Annotated in this window: 14 protein-coding genes and 4 tRNA genes; 5 read left to right on the top strand and 13 right to left on the bottom strand. The window is 60.3% G+C overall.

Annotation, left to right across the window (positions count from 1 at the left end):
• Positions 1 to 297: 297 nt before the first annotated feature.
• The 7 genes from AD663_RS06525 to AD663_RS06495 form a co-directional block, all read right to left on the bottom strand.
• The gene (locus AD663_RS06525; RefSeq protein WP_053213456.1) at positions 298 to 609 is read right to left on the bottom strand and encodes a contact-dependent growth inhibition system immunity protein; all 312 of its coding nucleotides are present in this window, start codon (positions 607 to 609) and stop codon (positions 298 to 300) included.
• Complete coding sequence (locus AD663_RS06520) at positions 606 to 5,267, bottom strand: RNase A-like domain-containing protein (RefSeq protein ID WP_053213455.1); 4,662 nt, start codon at positions 5,265 to 5,267, stop codon at positions 606 to 608. The genes AD663_RS06525 and AD663_RS06520 overlap by 4 nt, the downstream gene beginning before the upstream one ends.
• A gap of 153 nt (positions 5,268 to 5,420) precedes the next feature.
• Positions 5,421 to 5,822 carry a sel1 repeat family protein gene (locus AD663_RS06515; RefSeq protein WP_003179081.1) on the bottom strand — a complete coding sequence of 134 codons (402 nt, stop codon included), beginning with the start codon at positions 5,820 to 5,822 and terminating at the stop codon, positions 5,421 to 5,423.
• Positions 5,823 to 6,194 (bottom strand): hypothetical protein, encoded by a 372-nt coding sequence (locus AD663_RS06510; protein ID WP_003179080.1) that lies wholly within the window; start codon positions 6,192 to 6,194, stop codon positions 5,823 to 5,825.
• Complete coding sequence (locus AD663_RS06505; protein WP_003179073.1) at positions 6,191 to 6,532, bottom strand: helix-turn-helix domain-containing protein; 342 nt, start codon at positions 6,530 to 6,532, stop codon at positions 6,191 to 6,193. The genes AD663_RS06510 and AD663_RS06505 overlap by 4 nt, the downstream gene beginning before the upstream one ends.
• A gap of 113 nt (positions 6,533 to 6,645) precedes the next feature.
• Complete coding sequence (locus AD663_RS06500; RefSeq protein ID WP_003179072.1) at positions 6,646 to 7,101, bottom strand: YkvA family protein; 456 nt, start codon at positions 7,099 to 7,101, stop codon at positions 6,646 to 6,648.
• 292 nt (positions 7,102 to 7,393) lie between these two features.
• Positions 7,394 to 8,107 (bottom strand): FKBP-type peptidyl-prolyl cis-trans isomerase, encoded by a 714-nt coding sequence (locus AD663_RS06495; protein ID WP_053213454.1) that lies wholly within the window; start codon positions 8,105 to 8,107, stop codon positions 7,394 to 7,396.
• Positions 8,108 to 8,376: 269 nt separating this feature from the next.
• On the opposite strand from AD663_RS06495, the gene AD663_RS06490 reads away from it, so the two are divergent.
• Positions 8,377 to 10,182 carry a di-heme-cytochrome C peroxidase gene (locus tag AD663_RS06490; protein ID WP_053213453.1) on the top strand — a complete coding sequence of 602 codons (1,806 nt, stop codon included), beginning with the start codon at positions 8,377 to 8,379 and terminating at the stop codon, positions 10,180 to 10,182.
• A gap of 31 nt (positions 10,183 to 10,213) precedes the next feature.
• Positions 10,214 to 11,350 (top strand): catalase family protein, encoded by a 1,137-nt coding sequence (locus AD663_RS06485; protein WP_053213452.1) that lies wholly within the window; start codon positions 10,214 to 10,216, stop codon positions 11,348 to 11,350.
• Between the two features lie 92 nt (positions 11,351 to 11,442).
• On the opposite strand, the gene AD663_RS06480 is transcribed toward AD663_RS06485, so the two are convergent.
• From AD663_RS06480 to AD663_RS06465, 4 genes are all read right to left on the bottom strand, one after another.
• Positions 11,443 to 11,519, bottom strand: a tRNA-Asp gene (locus AD663_RS06480).
• A 17-nt stretch (positions 11,520 to 11,536) separates the two neighbouring features.
• Positions 11,537 to 11,612: transfer RNA gene (locus AD663_RS06475), tRNA-Val, on the bottom strand.
• 177 nt (positions 11,613 to 11,789) lie between these two features.
• A tRNA-Asp gene (locus tag AD663_RS06470) sits at positions 11,790 to 11,866 on the bottom strand.
• Positions 11,867 to 11,885: 19 nt separating this feature from the next.
• Positions 11,886 to 11,961 (bottom strand) — tRNA-Val (locus AD663_RS06465).
• Positions 11,962 to 12,121: 160 nt separating this feature from the next.
• Here AD663_RS06465 and rdgC point away from each other — a divergent pair.
• The 3 genes from rdgC to sugE all read left to right on the top strand — a co-directional run bounded on the left by rdgC (position 12,122) and on the right by sugE (position 14,597).
• Entirely contained in the window at positions 12,122 to 13,042 is a 921-nt protein-coding gene (gene rdgC, locus AD663_RS06460; protein ID WP_003179064.1) for a recombination-associated protein RdgC, read from the top strand.
• Between the two features lie 142 nt (positions 13,043 to 13,184).
• Positions 13,185 to 14,153: a bile acid:sodium symporter family protein gene (locus AD663_RS06455; RefSeq protein ID WP_003179062.1), complete on the top strand. Its 969-nt coding sequence runs from the start codon at positions 13,185 to 13,187 to the stop codon at positions 14,151 to 14,153.
• Positions 14,154 to 14,282: 129 nt separating this feature from the next.
• Entirely contained in the window at positions 14,283 to 14,597 is a 315-nt protein-coding gene (gene sugE / locus AD663_RS06450) for a quaternary ammonium compound efflux SMR transporter SugE (RefSeq protein WP_003179061.1), read from the top strand.
• 105 nt (positions 14,598 to 14,702) lie between these two features.
• On the opposite strand, the gene AD663_RS06445 is transcribed toward sugE, so the two are convergent.
• Both AD663_RS06445 and AD663_RS06440 read right to left on the bottom strand, forming a co-directional pair.
• A complete protein-coding gene (locus tag AD663_RS06445) occupies positions 14,703 to 16,577 on the bottom strand; it encodes an MFS transporter (RefSeq protein WP_053213451.1) in 1,875 nt (624 codons plus the stop codon).
• 80 nt (positions 16,578 to 16,657) lie between these two features.
• A complete protein-coding gene (locus tag AD663_RS06440) occupies positions 16,658 to 17,806 on the bottom strand; it encodes a TDT family transporter (RefSeq protein WP_003179057.1) in 1,149 nt (382 codons plus the stop codon).
• Between the last annotated feature and the right edge of the window lie 53 nt (positions 17,807 to 17,859).

Below are 17,859 nucleotides of genomic sequence, written 5' to 3'. Positions count from 1 at the left end.
TTGCGCGCCATGGCAATTCCTCGCAGGATTGAATGACGCGCGCGGGGTACACGGTGGCGAAAGGATTCACTCTCTTATACGAGGTCACGGCCTGGCCGTGCCATCAACGACTCCACGCCGATACCGTGCAGGTCACTCTCCCTCTCGGGTGCTGACACACCAGTGCTGGTTACGGCCTTTGCCCCGCGCGCGTTCTTCCAATTTACGATGAACTGTTTGCTGCGCGACAGCGCAGCGTCGAAGACGCGGCGGGATCTCCCTCCACAAAAGCAGTTTGGTGGCGTGTTGACTAAGAACTCAGTTGCGTTTGTCAATTTCAGAACTCAGTCTGCGAGCAATATGGCGCAACCATGCCTCACCCGTCTCCCATGCGTTCCAGTAGCTGTAATAACAACTCAGTTCTCTCAATAAATACGTCCTCAACTCCAATTCACCCTTCCTCCTCTCGAGTAGGATATTGACTTCTTGTTGAACAGCCCTCAAATCGTCAACATCAGACTCTGCTAGGAAAGCGTCGAGGACTTCCTCAACCGTTCCATACTCAGCGGGCCAATCTTGATGAAAATAAGCCCCGAAAAAATCATGTAACTCAGGAAATTCTGTATTCATACTTCCGGAAATCCTGTTAGTAAAAAATACCCCAATGGTCTTTGTTGGTCTTTTTTCAAAACTAGTAATACCTTTGAGGCTGGCAGATAGTCAGCTCCCCCATTTAGCAAGCTGACTCCCACTGGCTGGGTGAAAGTGTGCCTAATAGTCGTCTTTTCTTTCGTACTGGCTAAGAATTTTTCGACTTTCGATTCATTTGCCGCCAATGCCCTCGCTGCTGACAACTCAGCAGTAGGCCGATCAGGGAACGTAGAAGCTGCTGGAATACGTGGCTCTACCTCTAGTCTTTGGGCTAGCTGTGCATCTGTTCTACCAATATGCTTTTCAATCAAATGCCCACCTCGAGCCTCATGAGCAGCCAACCCTCCCCCCGGGACAATCTCGCTGAACGGCCCATCAGCCTCGACATCGCCAGGGCACTTGCATGCCAACCCCAACGGATCCACCCACCCCGTCGGGTTCACCGTGTACCGATACCCGTTAAGCCCACCCGCCAACTTGCTCGGGTCAGGCGTCAAGTAACGACCGGTCTCGGGATTGTAGTAGCGGTGCCGGTTGTAGTGCAGGCCGCTTTCCGGGTCGAGGTATTGGCCTTGGAAGCGCAGCGGTTGTTCGAGTTGTTCGCCGCCGCCATGAGTCAGTTCGGTGGTTTTTCCATAGCCGTTGTAGCGCGCCGACCAGACAACCTGGCCACCGTAGTTGGTCAGTTCCTGGGGCGTGCCCAGGTGGTCGAGGTGGTAGTAGAACGGGCAGGCGTTGAGGCCTTTGCCGTCGAGCATGGCCAGCGGGCGGAAGGTGCCGGGTTCGTAGAGGTAGCTGCGGTGGTGGCGTGGGCTGCTTTCGGCGACGACTTGGTCGCCCTGCCAGAAAAATTCGGTGGTCAGGTCGTCCACGGTCTTGCTGATGCGTCGGCCAAAGGCGTCGTAGCGGTAGGACGTTTCGCGACCGTCCGCCGTGGTGACGCCGATCAGCCGGTGCTGGCTGTCGTAGCGGTATTCGGTGACGAGGCTGGGGGCGGTGCCGCGGCGCTCGCGGACCAGATTGCCGTAGGCGTCGTAGTCGTAGTGGCGGTCGCCCTCCCTCAACAGACGGTTGCCCTTGAGGGTGGTCGGGCCGGGGAGATCCTGTATCAGCAGGTTGCCGGCCGGGTCGTGGGCGAAGTGTTCCGGCGGCTCGGTGTGGGAATAGTCGATGCGGATCAGGCGATCCAGCGGGTCGTACCGGTAATTGCGGCGGTTGCGGTTGTCGGAAAGGGTTTCAAGGTTGCCCTTGGCGCTGTAGGCATAATCGCGCCAGAACAATTGCTCCTGGTGCTGCCACACCGTTTGGGCCTTGAGCCGGCCTTGTTCGTCGTAGTCGTACCGGCTGAGCACCAGGCCCTGCTGGCGCTCCAGTTCGCGACCGCCGCGCATCTGGTGCTCGGTGAGCCGTGCGCCGTTCAGGTCGATGGCAGTCAGCGCACCGCCTCGGGCGTGGTGATAGTCGAGCTTGCTGTGGTCCGGCAGGCGCAGGTGGTTGAGCCGTCCGCAGGCGTCGTAGCCATAGCGCAGGGTGCCCCAGCCCTGGTGCTCGGTGATCAGTCGGTCCTGGGCGTCGTACTCGAAGGCCAGCGGATGGTCCGTGCCGTCATCGACATGCACCAGCCGGCCGAGCCGGTCGTAGCGGTACTCGATCGCCTGGCCGTCGGGCAGGGTCTTGAGCAGCAGTCGCCCGGTTGCGTCGCGCTGGTAGTGCGTGGCGCGCAGGGAACCGTCTTCGCCGTGCTCGGTTTTTTCCAGCAAATGGCCGTTGAGGTCATAGGCGTAGGCGGTGCGTTGGCCGTCGAAGCCGATCTGCTGTCGGATCAAACCGTTGGGCGTGTAGTCCAGCCGGTATTTTTCGCCGGATTCGTTTTCGATCTCGGTCAGCAACAGCCTTGCCGAGTCGTAGCGATACTTCAGCTCAGTGCCGTCGGGGTTGAGGCGGCGGCTGATCAGGTGCAGGTCGTCGGCGTATTCGTAACGGGTGACGCGCCCCAGTTCGTCGCGCTCGCTGGTGACCTTGCCGTAGGCGTTGTAGCTCCAGGCCCGGGTCGCGCCGGTCGGCAAGGTCACCTGAAGCATTCGCCCTACCGCGTCCCATCGGTAATGGGTAAGGGCACCGTGTTCGTCCTGGCGGGTCAGCAGCCGTCCCAGGGCGTCGTAGGAAAAACACCAGCGTCCGCCATCGGGCAGGATTTCTTCCGTCAGCTGGCCCAGGCGATTCCTGATGAAGCGGTGTTCGCCGCCGTCGGGGTAACGGATAAACAGCAATTGCCCATGGGCGTCGTAGCCATAAGCGGTACGTTGCCCATCAGGATCGACGGTTGCGGTCACATCGCCTTGGGCGTTGCGCCGGTAGGTCCACACGGCTTTGCCGCGTGAACGGCTGTGCAGGAAACCGTTGCGGTATTCGTAGGACGTGGGCTCATCGATGGGCGGAATCAGCGCCACCAGTCGCCCGACTTCGTCGTAGCGGTATTCGGTGACGGCGCCCAGCGGATCCTGCTCGGCAATCAACCGGCCCTGTTCGTCGTACGCCTTGAGGTGCTCGCCGCCATCGGGTTCGACCTGGCGCACCAGCCGCGCCCGGTCGTCGTGGACATACACTTGCTGGCTGCCGTCGAGGTGCTGGACCGTGACACGACCGTCCTCGCCCCAGGTGTAGCGGCTGTCCATCTGCGCGAACGAGGCCCAGTGCCGCACGCAACGAGCCGCCCGCCCGGCGCCCTGCCATTCCCAGTAGAAGCTGGCCCCGCCGGCCAGTTGCCGCTGGAGGATGACGTGCTGGTCGTCGTAGTCGTAGCGCTCGCTTTCACCGACGGCGTTGGTCGCTTCGATCAGTCGGGAACGTCCGTCGTAGCGGTAGGACGCCAGGGTCTGTTCGGTACGCCAGGCTTCATCCAGGCTGGCGGCTGGGTGGAAGGATTGATAATCCACGGCGATCAGCTGACGCTGCTCGTAACGCAGCCGCAGGGCGCGTCCGGCACCGTTGTCGAGGCGGCTGATGTCGCCGTGGAGGTTGCGCTGGATCGTCAGGCGGTTGTCGTACCGATCACTGAGGGCGGTCAGACGACCGTCGCGAAAATGTAGGAAAGGTGCCTGCTCGCCGGGCTGGGCGATGATCAGCTCGTCCGGCTCGGCCCCTAAGTAAATCGCGGCGCGGGCCAGGCTGTTGTGGATCGCCGGACGCCGGGTATCGGGCAGTGGAAACGGGGTGCGGCGGTTTTCCTGGTCGACCCAGATGACCTGCTCGCCCTCCAGCTCCAAGCGATGGGCCAGGGCATGGCTCCAGCCGCGTCCGAGCCCAACGTCCAGGTCCACGGCGCTGGTGCGGTACAGGCGGGTGAAGACAAACGGCAGCCGACCATCGAGCGTGCCGTCCTCGAGGGTCAGCAGTTCTTCGCCGGTGACCATCGACACCGGGCAACCGCTGGTTTGGGTCCGGGCTGCGATGTCGGCGCTGTCGCCGTTGGGGTTTTTCGATTGTTTGGGCGCGTCGACGTAGGATTCGTCTTTTTTCAGTGTGGTATTGCGCTGCGCGTCCCAGCGAAGCTGCATACGCCCCTTTTTAACTCCGGCCGCGATCCCCCGGGCCGCTACGGTCTTGTAGCGATCCACATAGGTCATGAAGCCGTTGACCACCGCGAACATCGCGCTGATAAAACGCTGCATGGCGTTCAGCAGCCGCACGCCCACATGCCCCAAGCGCATCGACAAATACGCCACGCCGGTAGCCGCCCCGGTGAAGGTCAAGACCACACCGATCAACAGATCGATCAGCAGCTGCACCGCCACAGTCGATAAGGCTTCGGCCGCTTCGCCGGCCACCTCGCTAGGCGGCAACATGTCCAGCCAGAGACTGGCGGTGCGCACCAGCAGGCATAACGCGGCTTCGTCACTGGCCAGCAATTGCAGCTTCGCCATGACCAGTGGCGTGTCCAGCGCGAGCTTTTGCAACTGAGCAGCGCTGGCGCCCAAACGCTCAATAAATTGACCAGGGTCCTTGAGGATGTCCGACAGCAGGCCAATGCTGTCCCACACCCCTTCGATCGCTGCCCAACTGCCGGCGAGCAGCCCGTTGCCCACCGCTGCCGCCGAGGTCGCTAATGATTGCTGCGCCCACTGCGGCTTGAAGCCCTGCCACTCACCACGTAACCAGTCCGTCAGCTCAATGCTCAGGCCATCGTAGGAAGAAAACAGGCTGTTGATTTGTGCGGATGAAACTTCGCCCTGGACATGAACCTGATAGAACCGGCCCGCTTCCCCCTCGAAAGTCCCGATGCCCTGGGCATCGAGCTTGACTGGCGTGATCTCGCCGCTGTCCACCGCGACGACATCCACCACGATGTCGCCCAGCGGAATGTCATACACCGACTCGAATTTGCTCTCGATGGTCATCACCCCGCCTTGCGGGCAGCGAACGACGGTAGAGAGGAAATCATCATCACCGGTGCTGACGGCGGTGCTGCTGTCGCCGAAACGGATCAACCGTTCCATGCCCATCAGCGAGGGCAAGTCGACTAGATGGCTGGCCCGGTCCGCGGCCTGGCTATACCAGCGTTCGAGCTGCTCGCGGTAGATCGACAAGGTGCCTGGGAAACTGTCGAGTTCCTGCTCGATACGGCTTATCGGGTCCATTGGGACACGGCTCGATCAAGGGCCAGCAGGAAAAAACGGTCGGACATGGGCAGACGTCTCGCAGCGCTCAGGAAGCGCGAGACTGTGCCGGGGATCGATGAGGAAAAAAGTCAGCGAAAGAAGCAGCGGGCGTAGGGCGATTCGCTAATTGCCCTACGGGTTACGGGCATCGAGCGACTTGAGCTTGATTTCAGCCAGCGGATGCCCGGCCTTCGCTGCCAAGGTCCACCAGCGTGCCGCTTCGACCGGATCCGGCGCCTTGCTGGCCGTACCGGCCAGGCTGATCACACCGACCTGGTAAGCGGCCTTGCCGTCGCCCGCCAGTGCCGCCAGCCGCAGCAGGCGAACCCCTTCTTCGCGGGCGCCCAGCCCCTGGCCACGAAACGTCAGGATGTGCCCGTAAAAACTTTGCGCACCGACGTCGCCCAGGTTCGCCATGCGCGAGAACTGGCCCTCGAGCCAGGCCCAGCCGCGAGGTTGGCGGACAAACCATTGCCAATGAAACAACCGTCGCGCCAGCCAGTAGCCGAGCCGAGCCTTGATCCGCCAGAGCACTCAGGCCTCCGCCGACTCGGGGTATTCGTATTCAAATACCCGGACCACTTCAGAAGCGTGCCAGGAAGCGGCGGCCACGCCATCGGAAGGCCCGGAAAAACGACCGAGGCGCTCAACGCACTCGAAGAACCCGGTGCGCGGTAAACGGCTGGCGCCCTGGCTGATGACCAGTGAGCTGCGTAGCGGTTGTTCCGCCCGGGCATCCAGCGCCGCCAGGTGTTCAAGGGCCGCAGTCAAGGTCTGCATGGCAGGGCTGGGAAGCTGCAAGCGTTCCAGCAACGCGCGGTACGTCAATAGGTGGCGCTGGCGGCGCGCCTGGTCCAACTCCCCCAGTAACCCATCCCAATGCTGCCGACTGATGCGTACGCTCACGATTCTTCCCTCCAACCCGGCACCGTCAGTTCCCAGGCCAGACTGCGCCGAATCGCGGCATCGGGCTGTCGCTCGCCGCTCTCGATCAAGGCCAGATATGACGGGCTGATACCTACCGTGCGGGCCAGCGCCTCGATGGCGATGCCCTTCCCTTCGCGCAAACTGCGTAATTGATCCAGGCCAGGGAGAACCTGACCCGGGGCCGCCGCGTGACGGACTGTCGCTTCACGCGGTGGGGCTTGTTCGATGCCTGCTGCCTTCAACAACGACTGGTACTGCTCCCACGGCAAAACCGCGTATTCGGGCTCTCCGTCGCGGGTGATTATCTGAATATCCATGTCTACCCCGTAGGACAAAAACACTTAGCGAGTCAGCCTTTTTCCTTGGAAGTGTAATCCTAATACCGGCTAAGGTCGCGGGTGATGAATTGTCTGGGGCAAGAGGCGCAGGATCAGGGCTTTTCCCGACCTTGGTGTTGGAGTTGTTCCGGGGTATCGGGAAGTCGTTCAACCCGGGCAAGCTTCTCGGGGGATTGACGATAACGCCAGGCGCGAAACGCGTCGAGTTCGACGTCGAGGGTCTTCATGACCCATGCCAGCACTGCGATGTCATCGAACATGCCGAACATCGGCAGGATGTCCGGAATCGCATCCAGGGGACTGAGGAAATACATGAGCCCCGCCACCACCGAAAGCATCGACTTGGCACTCACCGCCCGGTATTCGCCGCGCCAGTAGGCCAGGCACAGGGCCTGCAACAAACGCAGGTCCTCCTTGAGCTTACCCAGCCGACCGCCTTCCCGGGCCCCCTTGCTGGCGACGGCAAACAACAACGTCGGCAATCGACCGCGGGCCAGCAGACGCCCTGCCAAGGGCAGGAATCGCGCAAAATTCCACGGTGCGTTCATTTTTTCTCCCACTGAAATGTTATCCACACAAATTGTGGATAACCTTGTGAACAGAGCTGCGTTTCAGCGCTGTAGCCCCCGTTCCATAAGGGCCAGGCTTAAATCGGGCGTTTTTTACTCACATAAAAAAACCCAACATTTCATTGACTTGATCGGCTGACTGCGTCTAGCACAGCGCCTGTATTGCCTATGACTGCCGCCTGCGTTGTGCGTTCGGTTTTTTTGATATTTCCACCGCCCGGATGCAACAACGCCCCGCATAAGCGAGGCGTTGTCGTTATAGCAGACGCAATTACTTGGCTGCGTCTTCTTTTGCCGGATCCTTGATGGCCAGCAGCTCCAGGTCGAATACCAGAACCGAGTTGGCGGGGATGGCCGGGCTCGGGCTCTGGGCGCCGTAGGCCAGGTCGCTCGGGATGTACAGCTTGTACTTCTCACCGACGTGCATCAGTTGCAGACCTTCGACCCAACCCGGAATCACGCCGCTGACCGGCAGATCGATCGGGCTGCCACGTTCAACGGAGCTGTCGAACACGGTGCCGTTGGTCAGCTTGCCGGTGTAGTGAACAGTCACGACATCGGTCGGCTTAGGCTGTGGGCCGTCGGCTTTCTTGACCACTTCGTACTGCAGGCCGGAAGCGGTGGTGGTGACACCGGCTTTCTTGCCGTTTTCCTCGAGGAATTTCTTGCCGGCAGCTGCCGACTCTTCGCTCATCTTGGCCATGCGCTCTTCGGCACGTTTTTGCAGTGCGGCAAAGGCCTCGACCAGTTCGTCGTCTTTCAGCTTCTGTTCCTTCTTGCCGACGGCATCTTCGATGCCCTGGGCGACTGCCTTGGAGTCCAGGTCATCCATACCTTCCTGAGCCAGGCTTTTGCCCATGTTCAGGCCGATACCGTAGGAAGCTTTCTGCGCCGGGGTTTTCAGCTCTACGCTGGTCTGCGAGTCGCAACCCGCGAGTACCAGGCCAACCAGGGCTACCGCCGCCGCCAACCGATGCTGTTTCATGCTATTTCCTTGTTCATGCGCCTAAAGGGCAATCGAGTAAAGCCGCGAGCTTATCAGGCGGCCACGACCAATGGCTACCGGCATGTGAGCCACAAAGTGAGGATAAGTTCAGGTCCGCAAACGCTTTTTACGGCTGGGCGGATGAAGCATCTGTCATCCGTTACGTACAGGGACAAATTGCCGCTGCCCTCCAAGCCGCAGGTAATGGCCACTTGCCCGCCGCGCGGCACTGAGGCATAAGTGCATATCAACAAAACAAGGACGTTACCGTGCGCCTTCTCTCTCGCATTCTTTTGCTGCTCCTCGCGCTGCTGATCGTTGTCGTGGCCGTGGTGCTTTATTACATCGCCAATCCGCGATTGCCGTTCTATACCCCCGTCGAACAGGTGCATTACCTGGATCAATGGAGCGCCGCCGAGCGCCAGACGTATTACTTCACGCCCCAGGGCACACAGGTCAAAGGCCTGCGCTACGAATGGTTCACGGCCCTCGAACTGCCGTTTTCGCAACAGCGCTTCGCTGCGCCTGAGTACCTGGCGCGTTTCGGTTTCCTGGTCGACCCGGCGCAGAAAGCTTCGCCCGGCAATCCCGGCAATTTGCCGGTAGGTTTCGCACGGCACCAGAACCCGGGCAGCAACGACCAATTCCTGGATATCACTTGCGCCGCTTGCCACACCGGCGAATTGCGCTTCAAGGGCCAGGCGATACGAATCGATGGCGGGTCGGCTCAACACGTTCTGCCTTCCAGTGTTCCTACATTGCGCGGAGGCAGTTTCGGACAGGCACTGGTCGCCAGCCTGGCGTCCACTTACTACAACCCCTGGAAATTCGAACGTTTCGCCCGCCAGGTACTGGGCAAGGATTACGACAGCGGCCACGAGGCGTTGCGCACAGCTTTCAAGGCCTCTCTGGATACGTTCCTGCGGGTGGCCTGGAATGATACCCACCGCGGCCTATACCCCACGCAAGAAGGCCCTGGCCGTACTGACGCCTTCGGCCGCATTGCCAACGCCAGTTTTGGCGACGCCATTTCGGCAGAAAACTACCGGGTCGCCAACGCACCGGTGGATTACCCGCAATTGTGGGAAATCTGGACATTCGACTGGGTGCAATGGAATGGCTCGGCGCAGCAGCCGATGGCGCGCAACGTGGGCGAGGCACTCGGTGTCGGCGCCACGCTGAATTTCTTCGATGCCCAGGGCAAACCGTTGCGGGGCGACGCGCGTTATCCTTCCAGCGTGCGCGTGCGCGACCTGAACAAGATCGAAGAAACCCTGCAACTGCTCAAGCCGCCCGTATGGCCGGAAGCACTTTTGGGCTCGATCGATAAACCCCTGGCCGCCAAGGGCCGCGCCTTGTTCACCGAAAACTGCGCCGGCTGCCACGTGCCGAAGGTGGTCCAGGGGCCTGACAGGCCCGTCCAGCAATTGCACATGCTGCCCGTGCAATTGATCGGCACCGACCCGGGCGCCGCCAACAACATCGCTGACCATCGCTTCGACCTGACCAGCCTGCAATGGGATCCGGCCGAGTTGGCGAAGCTGGAAGTGCAACTGCATCCGACGCCGACGCAACCGCTGGACATGAGCCAGCTCTCGGTCGCCAAAGCCCTGGCCTACGTCACCGCATTCGTTGAAAACCGCGCTTACCGCGACGCCGGCGTCACCCCGGCAGAGCGCCCGGCCTTGGACGGTTTCGGCCTGCCCATCGGCGTGCGCGAACTGCGCGCCTACAAGGCCAGGCCGCTGGCGGGCGTCTGGGCCACGCCGCCGTTCCTGCATAACGGCTCGGTGCCGACGATCTATCAATTGCTCTCACCCCAGGACGAGCGAGCGACCACTTTCTATAAAGGAAGCTTCGAATACGATCCACGCCACTTGGGCTACCGTACCGAAGCCTTTACCAACGGTTTTCTCTTCGATACCCGGATCACCGGCAACCACAACAGTGGACATGAATTCCGCGCCGGTGAACGCGGCAACGGCGTGATTGGCCGCCTGCTGCAACCGCAGGAACGCTGGGCCCTGCTGGAATATTTAAAAGTGCTGGGCGGGCCGCTGGAATCGCAACTTTGATGATCACCCCCACAGGTAAAAGGATGTTTGCATGCTGATCACGCTCTGGCTGCGCCTCGGCGCTTTTTTGGCCAAGACATTCCTGTGGCTGCTGGGCCTCGGGCTACTGGGCTGGGCGCTGGCCGCGGCATGGTTCGCCTGGCAACACAGCGGCCCGGTCCCGGACAAAGAACAAGTACCTCCCGGCGAAGCAACCATGACCCGGGACATCATCCAGACCGCCATTCGCATCGTCGACCAACACCGCGAAGGGACCCGCTATCTGCGGGACGCCCATGCCAAGGCGCACGGTTGCGTCATCGCCGAGGTCACAGTGCCGAACGACTTGCCGGCGCCGTTGCGCCAAGGGGTTTTCGCCGAGCCGGGCAAGGTCTGGCAAGCGACCATACGTCTGTCCAACGGCAATGCTTATCCACAGTTCGACAGCCTGCGCGATGCCCGCGGAATGGCCATCAAACTGCTGAACTTGCCGGGCAAGCAATTGCTGGAAGAGCGCCAGTCGCAAGGCGAACAGGACTTCGTGATGTTCAATCATCCGAACTTCTTCGTCAGCGATGTCGCCGAATATCGTCAGAATGTGGCCGCGCAAGCCGATGGAAAAAAAGCACTGGCTTTCTTTCCGAGCGTGGATCCGCGCAGCTGGCAGATCCGCCATTTGTTCATCGCCCTGGCGACCCTCTCGCCGCCACCGGCCAGTCCGACCCAGACCACGTACTTTTCCGTATCGCCCTACAAGTTCGGTGAAGCCAACGCCAAGTTCCGTGTCGCGCCAGACCCGGACAGCTGCCCGGCCTATACCCTGCCGGCGCAAAACCAGGACCTGCCAAATTTCTTGCGCAGCGCCCTGGCCCAACAGTTATCCACAGATCGGGTGCCGGCATGTTTTGTTCTGCAGATCCAGCGCCAGGATCCGAGCAAGTACATGCCCATCGAAGACACCAGCATTGAATGGCAAGAAAGCGACGCCCCGTTCGAGACGGTAGCGCGCGTCAAGGTGCCGCCTCAGGACTTCGATACGCCCAAGCTGAACCTGGCTTGCGACAACCAGTCCTTCAACCCTTGGTTCGGCATTGAGGCCCATCGCCCCATCGGCGGCATCAACCGTTTGCGCAAAGCGGTGTATGAAGCGGTCAGCGATTACCGTCACAGCCGTAACGCCGAGCAGTAGGTAAACGGCAAACGCCAGACAGCAAAAAGCCCGCTCGATTGAGCGGGCTTTTTGTTGGCAACCTGGCGTTCAGTGTTCCAGGTCATCGAAGATGGCGCAGCGGACGGGACTCGAACCCGCGACCCCCGGCGTGACAGGCCGGTATTCTAACCGACTGAACTACCGCTGCGCGTAACATTGAAAGCTTGGTGGGTGATGACGGGATCGAACCGCCGACATTCTGCTTGTAAGGCAGACGCTCTCCCAGCTGAGCTAATCACCCTTCACTTTCGATGCGGGGCGCATTCTCTCACAGTTTTTCGTAACGTGCTGATTTAATTAAAAATTCAGCAAAAAAAGAATGAAGAGCTGCGCACCGCAGGAACTGCAAACAGCAAAAAGCCCGCATTAGCGGGCTTTCCGTGGTCACCTGGCGTTCAGCGTTCCAGATAACCGAATATGGCGCAGCGGACGGGACTCGAACCCGCGACCCCCGGCGTGACAGGCCGGTATTCTAACCGACTGAACTACCGCTGCGCGTAACACTGTTAACGAATGGTGGGTGATGACGGGATCGAACCGCCGACATTCTGCTTGTAAGGCAGACGCTCTCCCAGCTGAGCTAATCACCCTTCGCTTTCGGTGTGGCGCGCATTCTACGGAGCAGCCTTTAAGCTGGCAAGCACTTTTTAAATTAATTTTTTCAGGCCTTCCAAAGGCTTAGCGAAGGGTTGGCCTATCGCGCCGCGAAGAGAATAATGCCCCCCTTTGTATAAAGGAGAGACTCACCCCATGTGGTTCAAAAACCTGCTTATCTATCGCCTGACCCAAGATCTGCCTTTTGATGCCGAGGCGTTGGAAACTGCACTGGCCAGCAAACTGGCGCGTCCATGTGCAAGCCAGGAGTTGACCACTTACGGTTTCGTCGCGCCGTTTGGCAAAGGCGAAGACGCGCCATTGGTGCATATCAGCCAGGATTTCCTGCTGATCGCCGCTCGCAAGGAAGAACGCATCCTGCCTGGCAGCGTCGTGCGCGACGCCTTGAAGGAAAAGGTCGAAGAGATCGAGGCCGAGCAAATGCGCAAGGTCTATAAAAAGGAACGGGACCAGCTCAAGGATGAAATCATCCAGGCGTTCCTGCCACGTGCATTCATTCGCCGCTCGTCCACCTTCGCCGCCATCGCGCCGAAACAGGGCCTGATCCTGGTGAATTCGGCCAGCCCGAAACGCGCCGAAGACCTGCTGTCGACCCTGCGCGAAGTCATCGGCTCGCTGCCGGTGCGCCCGCTCACGGTGAAAATGGCCCCGACCGCCACCATGACCGACTGGGTCAAGACCCAGAAAGCCGCCGACGACTTCTTCGTGCTGGACGAATGCGAACTGCGCGACACCCACGAAGACGGCGGCATTGTGCGCTGCAAGCGTCAAGACCTGACCAGCGACGAAATCCAGCTGCACTTGAACACCGGCAAGGTGGTGACCCAGTTGTCGCTGGCCTGGCAGGACAAGCTGTCCTTCGTGCTCGACGACAAGATGGTGGTCAAGCGCCTGAAGTTCGAAGACCTGCTGCAAGACCAGGCAGAGCAGGACGGCGGCGACGAAGCCCTCGGCCAGTTGGACGCCAGCTTCACGTTGATGATGTTGACGTTCGGCGAATTCTTGCCGGCGCTGGTTGAAGCGTTGGGCGGGGAAGAGATTCCGCAGGGGATCTAAAGGTTGGTGATTAACCTGTGGGAGCGGGCTTGCTCGCGAAGGCGGTGTGTCAGTCAGTTGATAGTTGACTGATGCCCCGCTTTCGCGAGCAAGCCCGCTCCCACATTTATATTTGTGGTTTATCAATAATAAGGATCAGGTCATGCGCGCATTGGCTGCATTGAGCCGCTTTGTCGGCAATACCTTCGCTTACTGGGTTCTGATTTTCGCCATCGTGGCGTTTCTGCAACCGGCCTGGTTCATCGGTTTGAAAAGCGCCATTGTGCCGTTGCTAGGGCTGGTGATGTTTGGCATGGGCCTGACCCTCAAGCTCGATGATTTCGCCGAAGTCGCGCGTCACCCATGGCGCGTGGCCTTGGGCGTGGTCGCTCATTTCGTGATCATGCCAGGCGTGGCGTGGTTGCTCTGCCAAGTTTTCCATTTGCCGCCGGAAATCGCCGTCGGCGTGATCCTGGTGGGCTGCTGCCCGAGCGGCACCTCGTCGAACGTCATGACCTGGCTGGCCCGCGGCGACCTGGCCTTGTCGGTGGCCATCGCCGCCGTCACCACCTTGCTCGCACCACTGCTGACCCCGGCGCTGATCTGGCTGCTGGCCTCGGCCTGGCTGCCGGTGTCGTTCATGGAGTTGTTCTGGTCGATCCTGCAAGTGGTGCTGCTGCCCATCGTGCTGGGCGTGGTGGCGCAACGGCTGCTGGGGAACAAGGTCCGTCATGCTGTGGAGGTGTTGCCACTGGTGTCGGTGGTGAGCATCGTCATCATCGTGACCGCCGTCGTTGCCGCCAGCCAGGCGAAGATTGCCGAATCGGGGCTGCTGATCATGGCCGTGGTGATGTTACACAATAGCTTCGGCTTTTTGCTGGGCTATTTCACTGGGCATCTGTTCAAGCTGCCGCTGGCCCAGCGTAAATCCCTGGCACTGGAAGTGGGCATGCAGAACTCCGGCCTGGGCGCGGCGTTGGCCAGTGCACACTTTTCCCCGCTGGCGGCAGTGCCCAGCGCGCTGTTCAGCGTCTGGCACAACATTTCCGGGGCCCTGCTCTCGACCTATTTCCGCCGCATGAGCGAAAAACAGGACCGCGACGCCCTCGCCGCCCGGCAAACCGCCGAGTAAGCAGACTTGATCGAGTGGTCAATAATGGGCACTCTATCAATCGAGCGCGGGGACGGCCCCGCCACTCGATCATGCCTGTCGATCAAGTGTTAATCCGGGGACGACCCCATCCATCGATGGAGGTACGTGATGTCCTGGATCATTCTGTTTTTTGCCGGCCTGTTCGAAGTCGGCTGGGCCGTCGGCCTGAAGTACACCGACGGTTTCAGCCGCCCTCTTCCCACTGCACTGACGATTGCCGCCATGGTGATCAGCCTGGGCCTGCTCGGCCTGGCAGTGAAGCAATTGCCCCTGGGCACAGCCTATGCGATCTGGACCGGAGTCGGGGCCGTGGGCACTGTGATTGCCGGGATCATTCTGTTTGGTGAATCGATGGCGCCGGTTCGGTTGGCGAGCGTGGCGTTGATCGTTGCCGGGCTGATCGGGCTCAAGATCAGCGCTTAAGGCCACTATCGCTATCGCGAGCAGGCTCGCTCCCACATTTTGACCGAGTTCGACGCGGTCCACTGTGCGAGCGAGCCAGCTCGCGATTAGTCTATAGCTCGCAGGCTATCTAACTGCCCCGCGCAACTCTCCCACCACCGCCTGCAACTTCGAAGGTGTCGCCCCCTCCACCGCAACCGCCGAACCCGCCACCAGGGTAATCCGCGACCAGAACCGGCGGAACACGCCCTTGCGTGGATCACGGCTGAAGAAACTCCCCCACAGCCCCTGCAACGCCAGGGGAATCACCGGCACCGGGGTTTCCTGGAGGATGCGTGTCAGCCCGCTCTTGAACTCATTGATCTCACCGTCAGCGGTCAATTTTCCTTCAGGGAAGATGCACACCAGCTCACCGTCCTTCAGGTACTGAGCGATTCGGGTGAAAGCCTTTTCGTAGATATGAATGTCTTCCTGGCGCCCGGCGATGGGGATCGTTCCGGCGGTGCGGAAAATGAAATTCAGCACCGGCAGGTTGTAGATCTTGTAGTACATCACGAAGCGAATCGGCCGACGCACCGCACCGCCAATCAGCAAGGCATCGACAAAGGACACGTGATTGCACACCAACAGCGCCGCACCTTCATCCGGAATCGCTTCCAGGTTGCGATGCTCGACGCGGTACATGGAATGGCTCAGCAGCCAGATCATGAAACGCATGCTGAACTCTGGAACGATCTTGAAGATGTAGGCGTTGACGCCGATGTTCAACAGCGACACCACCAGGAACAGTTGCGGGATCGACAGTTTGGCCAGGCTCAGCAATACGATGGAGACAATGGCCGAAACCACCATGAACAACGCATTGAGGATGTTGTTGGCGGCGATCACCCGCGCCCGTTCGTTTTCGACGGTGCGCGACTGGATCAACGCGTACAGCGGCACGATGTAGAAACCGCCAAACACACCCAGGCCGAGGATGTCGATCAACACCAGCCAGGCGTGACCGAAGCCGAGCACCTGCAGCCAACCATGGCCATCGACACTGTCAGGAATTGCGCCGGAATGCCACCACAGCAACAGCCCGAACACCGTCAAACCGAACGAACCGAACGGCACCAGGCCGATCTCCACTTTGCGCCCGGACAACTTCTCGCAGAGCATCGAACCCAGGGCGATCCCCACCGAAAAAACCGTCAGGATCAAGGTCACCACGGTTTCATCGCCGTGCATCCATTCCTTGGCGTAGGCCGGGATCTGCGTCAGGTAAATCGCCCCGACGAACCAGAACCAGGAGTTGCCGACAATCGAACGAGACACCGCCGGGGTTTGTCCCAGCCCCAGCTTCAGGGTCGCCCAGGACTGGCTGAAAATATTCCAGTTCAGGCGCATTTGCGGCGAGGCCGCCGCGGCTCGCGGTATGCTGCGGCTGGCCAGGTAACCGAGCACGGCGACGCCGATGATCGCGGTCGACACCACGGGGGCGTAATGGGCCGAGGACATCATGATCCCGGCACCGATGGTACCGGCAAGAATGGCCAGGAACGTGCCCATTTCCACCAGGCCGTTGCCGCCAACCAACTCGTCCTCGCGCAACGCTTGCGGCAGGATCGAATACTTCACGGGGCCGAACAGCGCCGAATGCGTGCCCATGGCGAACAGCGCCAGCAGCATCAGCGACAGATGATCGGATACGAAGCCCACCGCGCCGACCGTCATGATGACGATTTCGCCGAGTTTGATCAGGCGAATCAACGCATCCTTGGCGAACTTTTCCCCAAACTGCCCCGCCAGCGCCGAGAACAGAAAAAACGGCAGGATGAACAGCAGTGCACAGAGGTTGACCCAGATCGAGCGATCGCCTTCGATGGTCAATTTGTAGAGGATGGCGAGGATCAGCGACTGCTTGAAAATGTTGTCGTTGAACGCGCCCAGGGACTGCGTGATGAAGAACGGCAGGAAACGCCGCGTGCGAAGCAAGGTGAACTGCGAAGGGTGACTCATCTTCCATGTTCCTGAGTGGCGTGGACGCTTATTGGAATTACGTTTTTTGATCCAGGCCACACATTACCTGTCTTTAGCGATTATTTCGCCAGCCCCGCAATGCACGGCGACACAAACAACTCGCCGTGCCAGGCGCCCAGCACGGTACGCCGTCCGACGATCAGCCACATCACCACCAGCATCGCCACCAACACGCCTCCAAACAGGCTGAAAAAACCCAGGTGCAACACCTCCGCCAGCTTCAGCGTGGTCAGCGCATACACACCCAAGGGAAAGGTAAAACCCCACCAGCCAAGGTTGAAGGGAATCCCGGCCCGTAGATAGCGCGCGGTGATCAGCAGCGCCATCAGCATCCACCAGAATCCCAAGCCCCACAGTGTGATACCGGCGACCAAGCCCAGGCCGGCGGCGATTTCGCCCACGCCGGGCAGGCCGTTTGCGGTAAAGATCAGCGGTGCATCACTGCCCAGCAAAAGCATGCCCAGGGCGCCGGTGCCAATGGGGCCAAGGGCTAGCCAGCTCGAGGCGGCCATGTTTTCGTGGGGCAATTTATGCAGGGCCATGCGCAACAGCAGGATCGTCAGGATGCTGAACGCTACCGGTAGGGAAAATGCCCAGAGTACGTAGCTCGTCACCAGCATCACCAGTTGCGCATGAACGTCTGCCAGATGCGGTGCCAACAGCCCGCCACTGGCGGCGGCAACTTCGGCGGCCACCACCGGCAACAGCCATACCGCAGTCATCTGGTCGATCCGATGCACTTGACGGGTGAACATCAGGAATGGAATCAGCACGCCACAAGCCAGCGACATTGCCACGTCGATCCACCATAACGCCTCGGCCAACGGCACCACACCGTCGCCCCAACGCGGCAGCCCATACACGAGGAAGCCATTGATGATCGTGGCCAGGCCCATGGGAATGGTGCCAAAAAACATCGACACGGTTGAATGGCCAAAGATCCGTCGCGCCTCATCGAAGAACAACAGCCAACGGGCCGTGTACATTCCGGAGAACACGACGAACAAAACCATGTTGAACAACCACAAGCCTTCGCCCACGGCACGCAGGCCGGGCATGTTCGCCGGCCACTGCGCCAGGGCCAAGGCCAATACGCCAGTACCCATTACCACGGCAAACCAGTTCGGCGTGAATTGGCGGATAGCCTCCAGCGGCCTGGGCAAATGGCTCAATGGACGCAAACGGCTTTTAGCAGCACAGCATGTCATGGCGAACTCCTTCCCCGGATGAGGTGGAGCCATGCTAGAGCCGAATCGAATAT

Source organism: Pseudomonas sp. Q12-87, from assembly GCF_001269755.1.
Classification (GTDB): domain Bacteria; phylum Pseudomonadota; class Gammaproteobacteria; order Pseudomonadales; family Pseudomonadaceae; genus Aquipseudomonas; species Aquipseudomonas fluorescens_S.
The sequence above is the reverse complement of the archived record's forward strand: the minus strand, read 5'-3'. Positions and strand labels throughout refer to the sequence as shown.

Bases quoted from the DNA above. Each gene is read 5' to 3' on its own strand.
- sugE (WP_003179061.1), top strand. From the start codon at position 14,283: ATGTCCTGGATCATTCTGTTTTTTGCCGGCCTGTTCGAAGTCGGCTGG.
- AD663_RS06455 (WP_003179062.1), top strand. From the start codon at position 13,185: ATGCGCGCATTGGCTGCATTGAGCCGCTTTGTCGGCAATACCTTCGCT.
- AD663_RS06525 (WP_053213456.1), bottom strand. From the start codon at position 609: ATGAATACAGAATTTCCTGAGTTACATGATTTTTTCGGGGCTTATTTT.
- AD663_RS06520 (WP_053213455.1), bottom strand. From the start codon at position 5,267: ATGGACCCGATAAGCCGTATCGAGCAGGAACTCGACAGTTTCCCAGGC.
- AD663_RS06485 (WP_053213452.1), top strand. From the start codon at position 10,214: ATGCTGATCACGCTCTGGCTGCGCCTCGGCGCTTTTTTGGCCAAGACA.
- AD663_RS06495 (WP_053213454.1), bottom strand. From the start codon at position 8,107: ATGAAACAGCATCGGTTGGCGGCGGCGGTAGCCCTGGTTGGCCTGGTA.
- rdgC (WP_003179064.1), top strand. From the start codon at position 12,122: ATGTGGTTCAAAAACCTGCTTATCTATCGCCTGACCCAAGATCTGCCT.
- AD663_RS06500 (WP_003179072.1), bottom strand. From the start codon at position 7,101: ATGAACGCACCGTGGAATTTTGCGCGATTCCTGCCCTTGGCAGGGCGT.
- AD663_RS06445 (WP_053213451.1), bottom strand. From the start codon at position 16,577: ATGAGTCACCCTTCGCAGTTCACCTTGCTTCGCACGCGGCGTTTCCTG.
- AD663_RS06505 (WP_003179073.1), bottom strand. From the start codon at position 6,532: ATGGATATTCAGATAATCACCCGCGACGGAGAGCCCGAATACGCGGTT.
- AD663_RS06440 (WP_003179057.1), bottom strand. From the start codon at position 17,806: ATGACATGCTGTGCTGCTAAAAGCCGTTTGCGTCCATTGAGCCATTTG.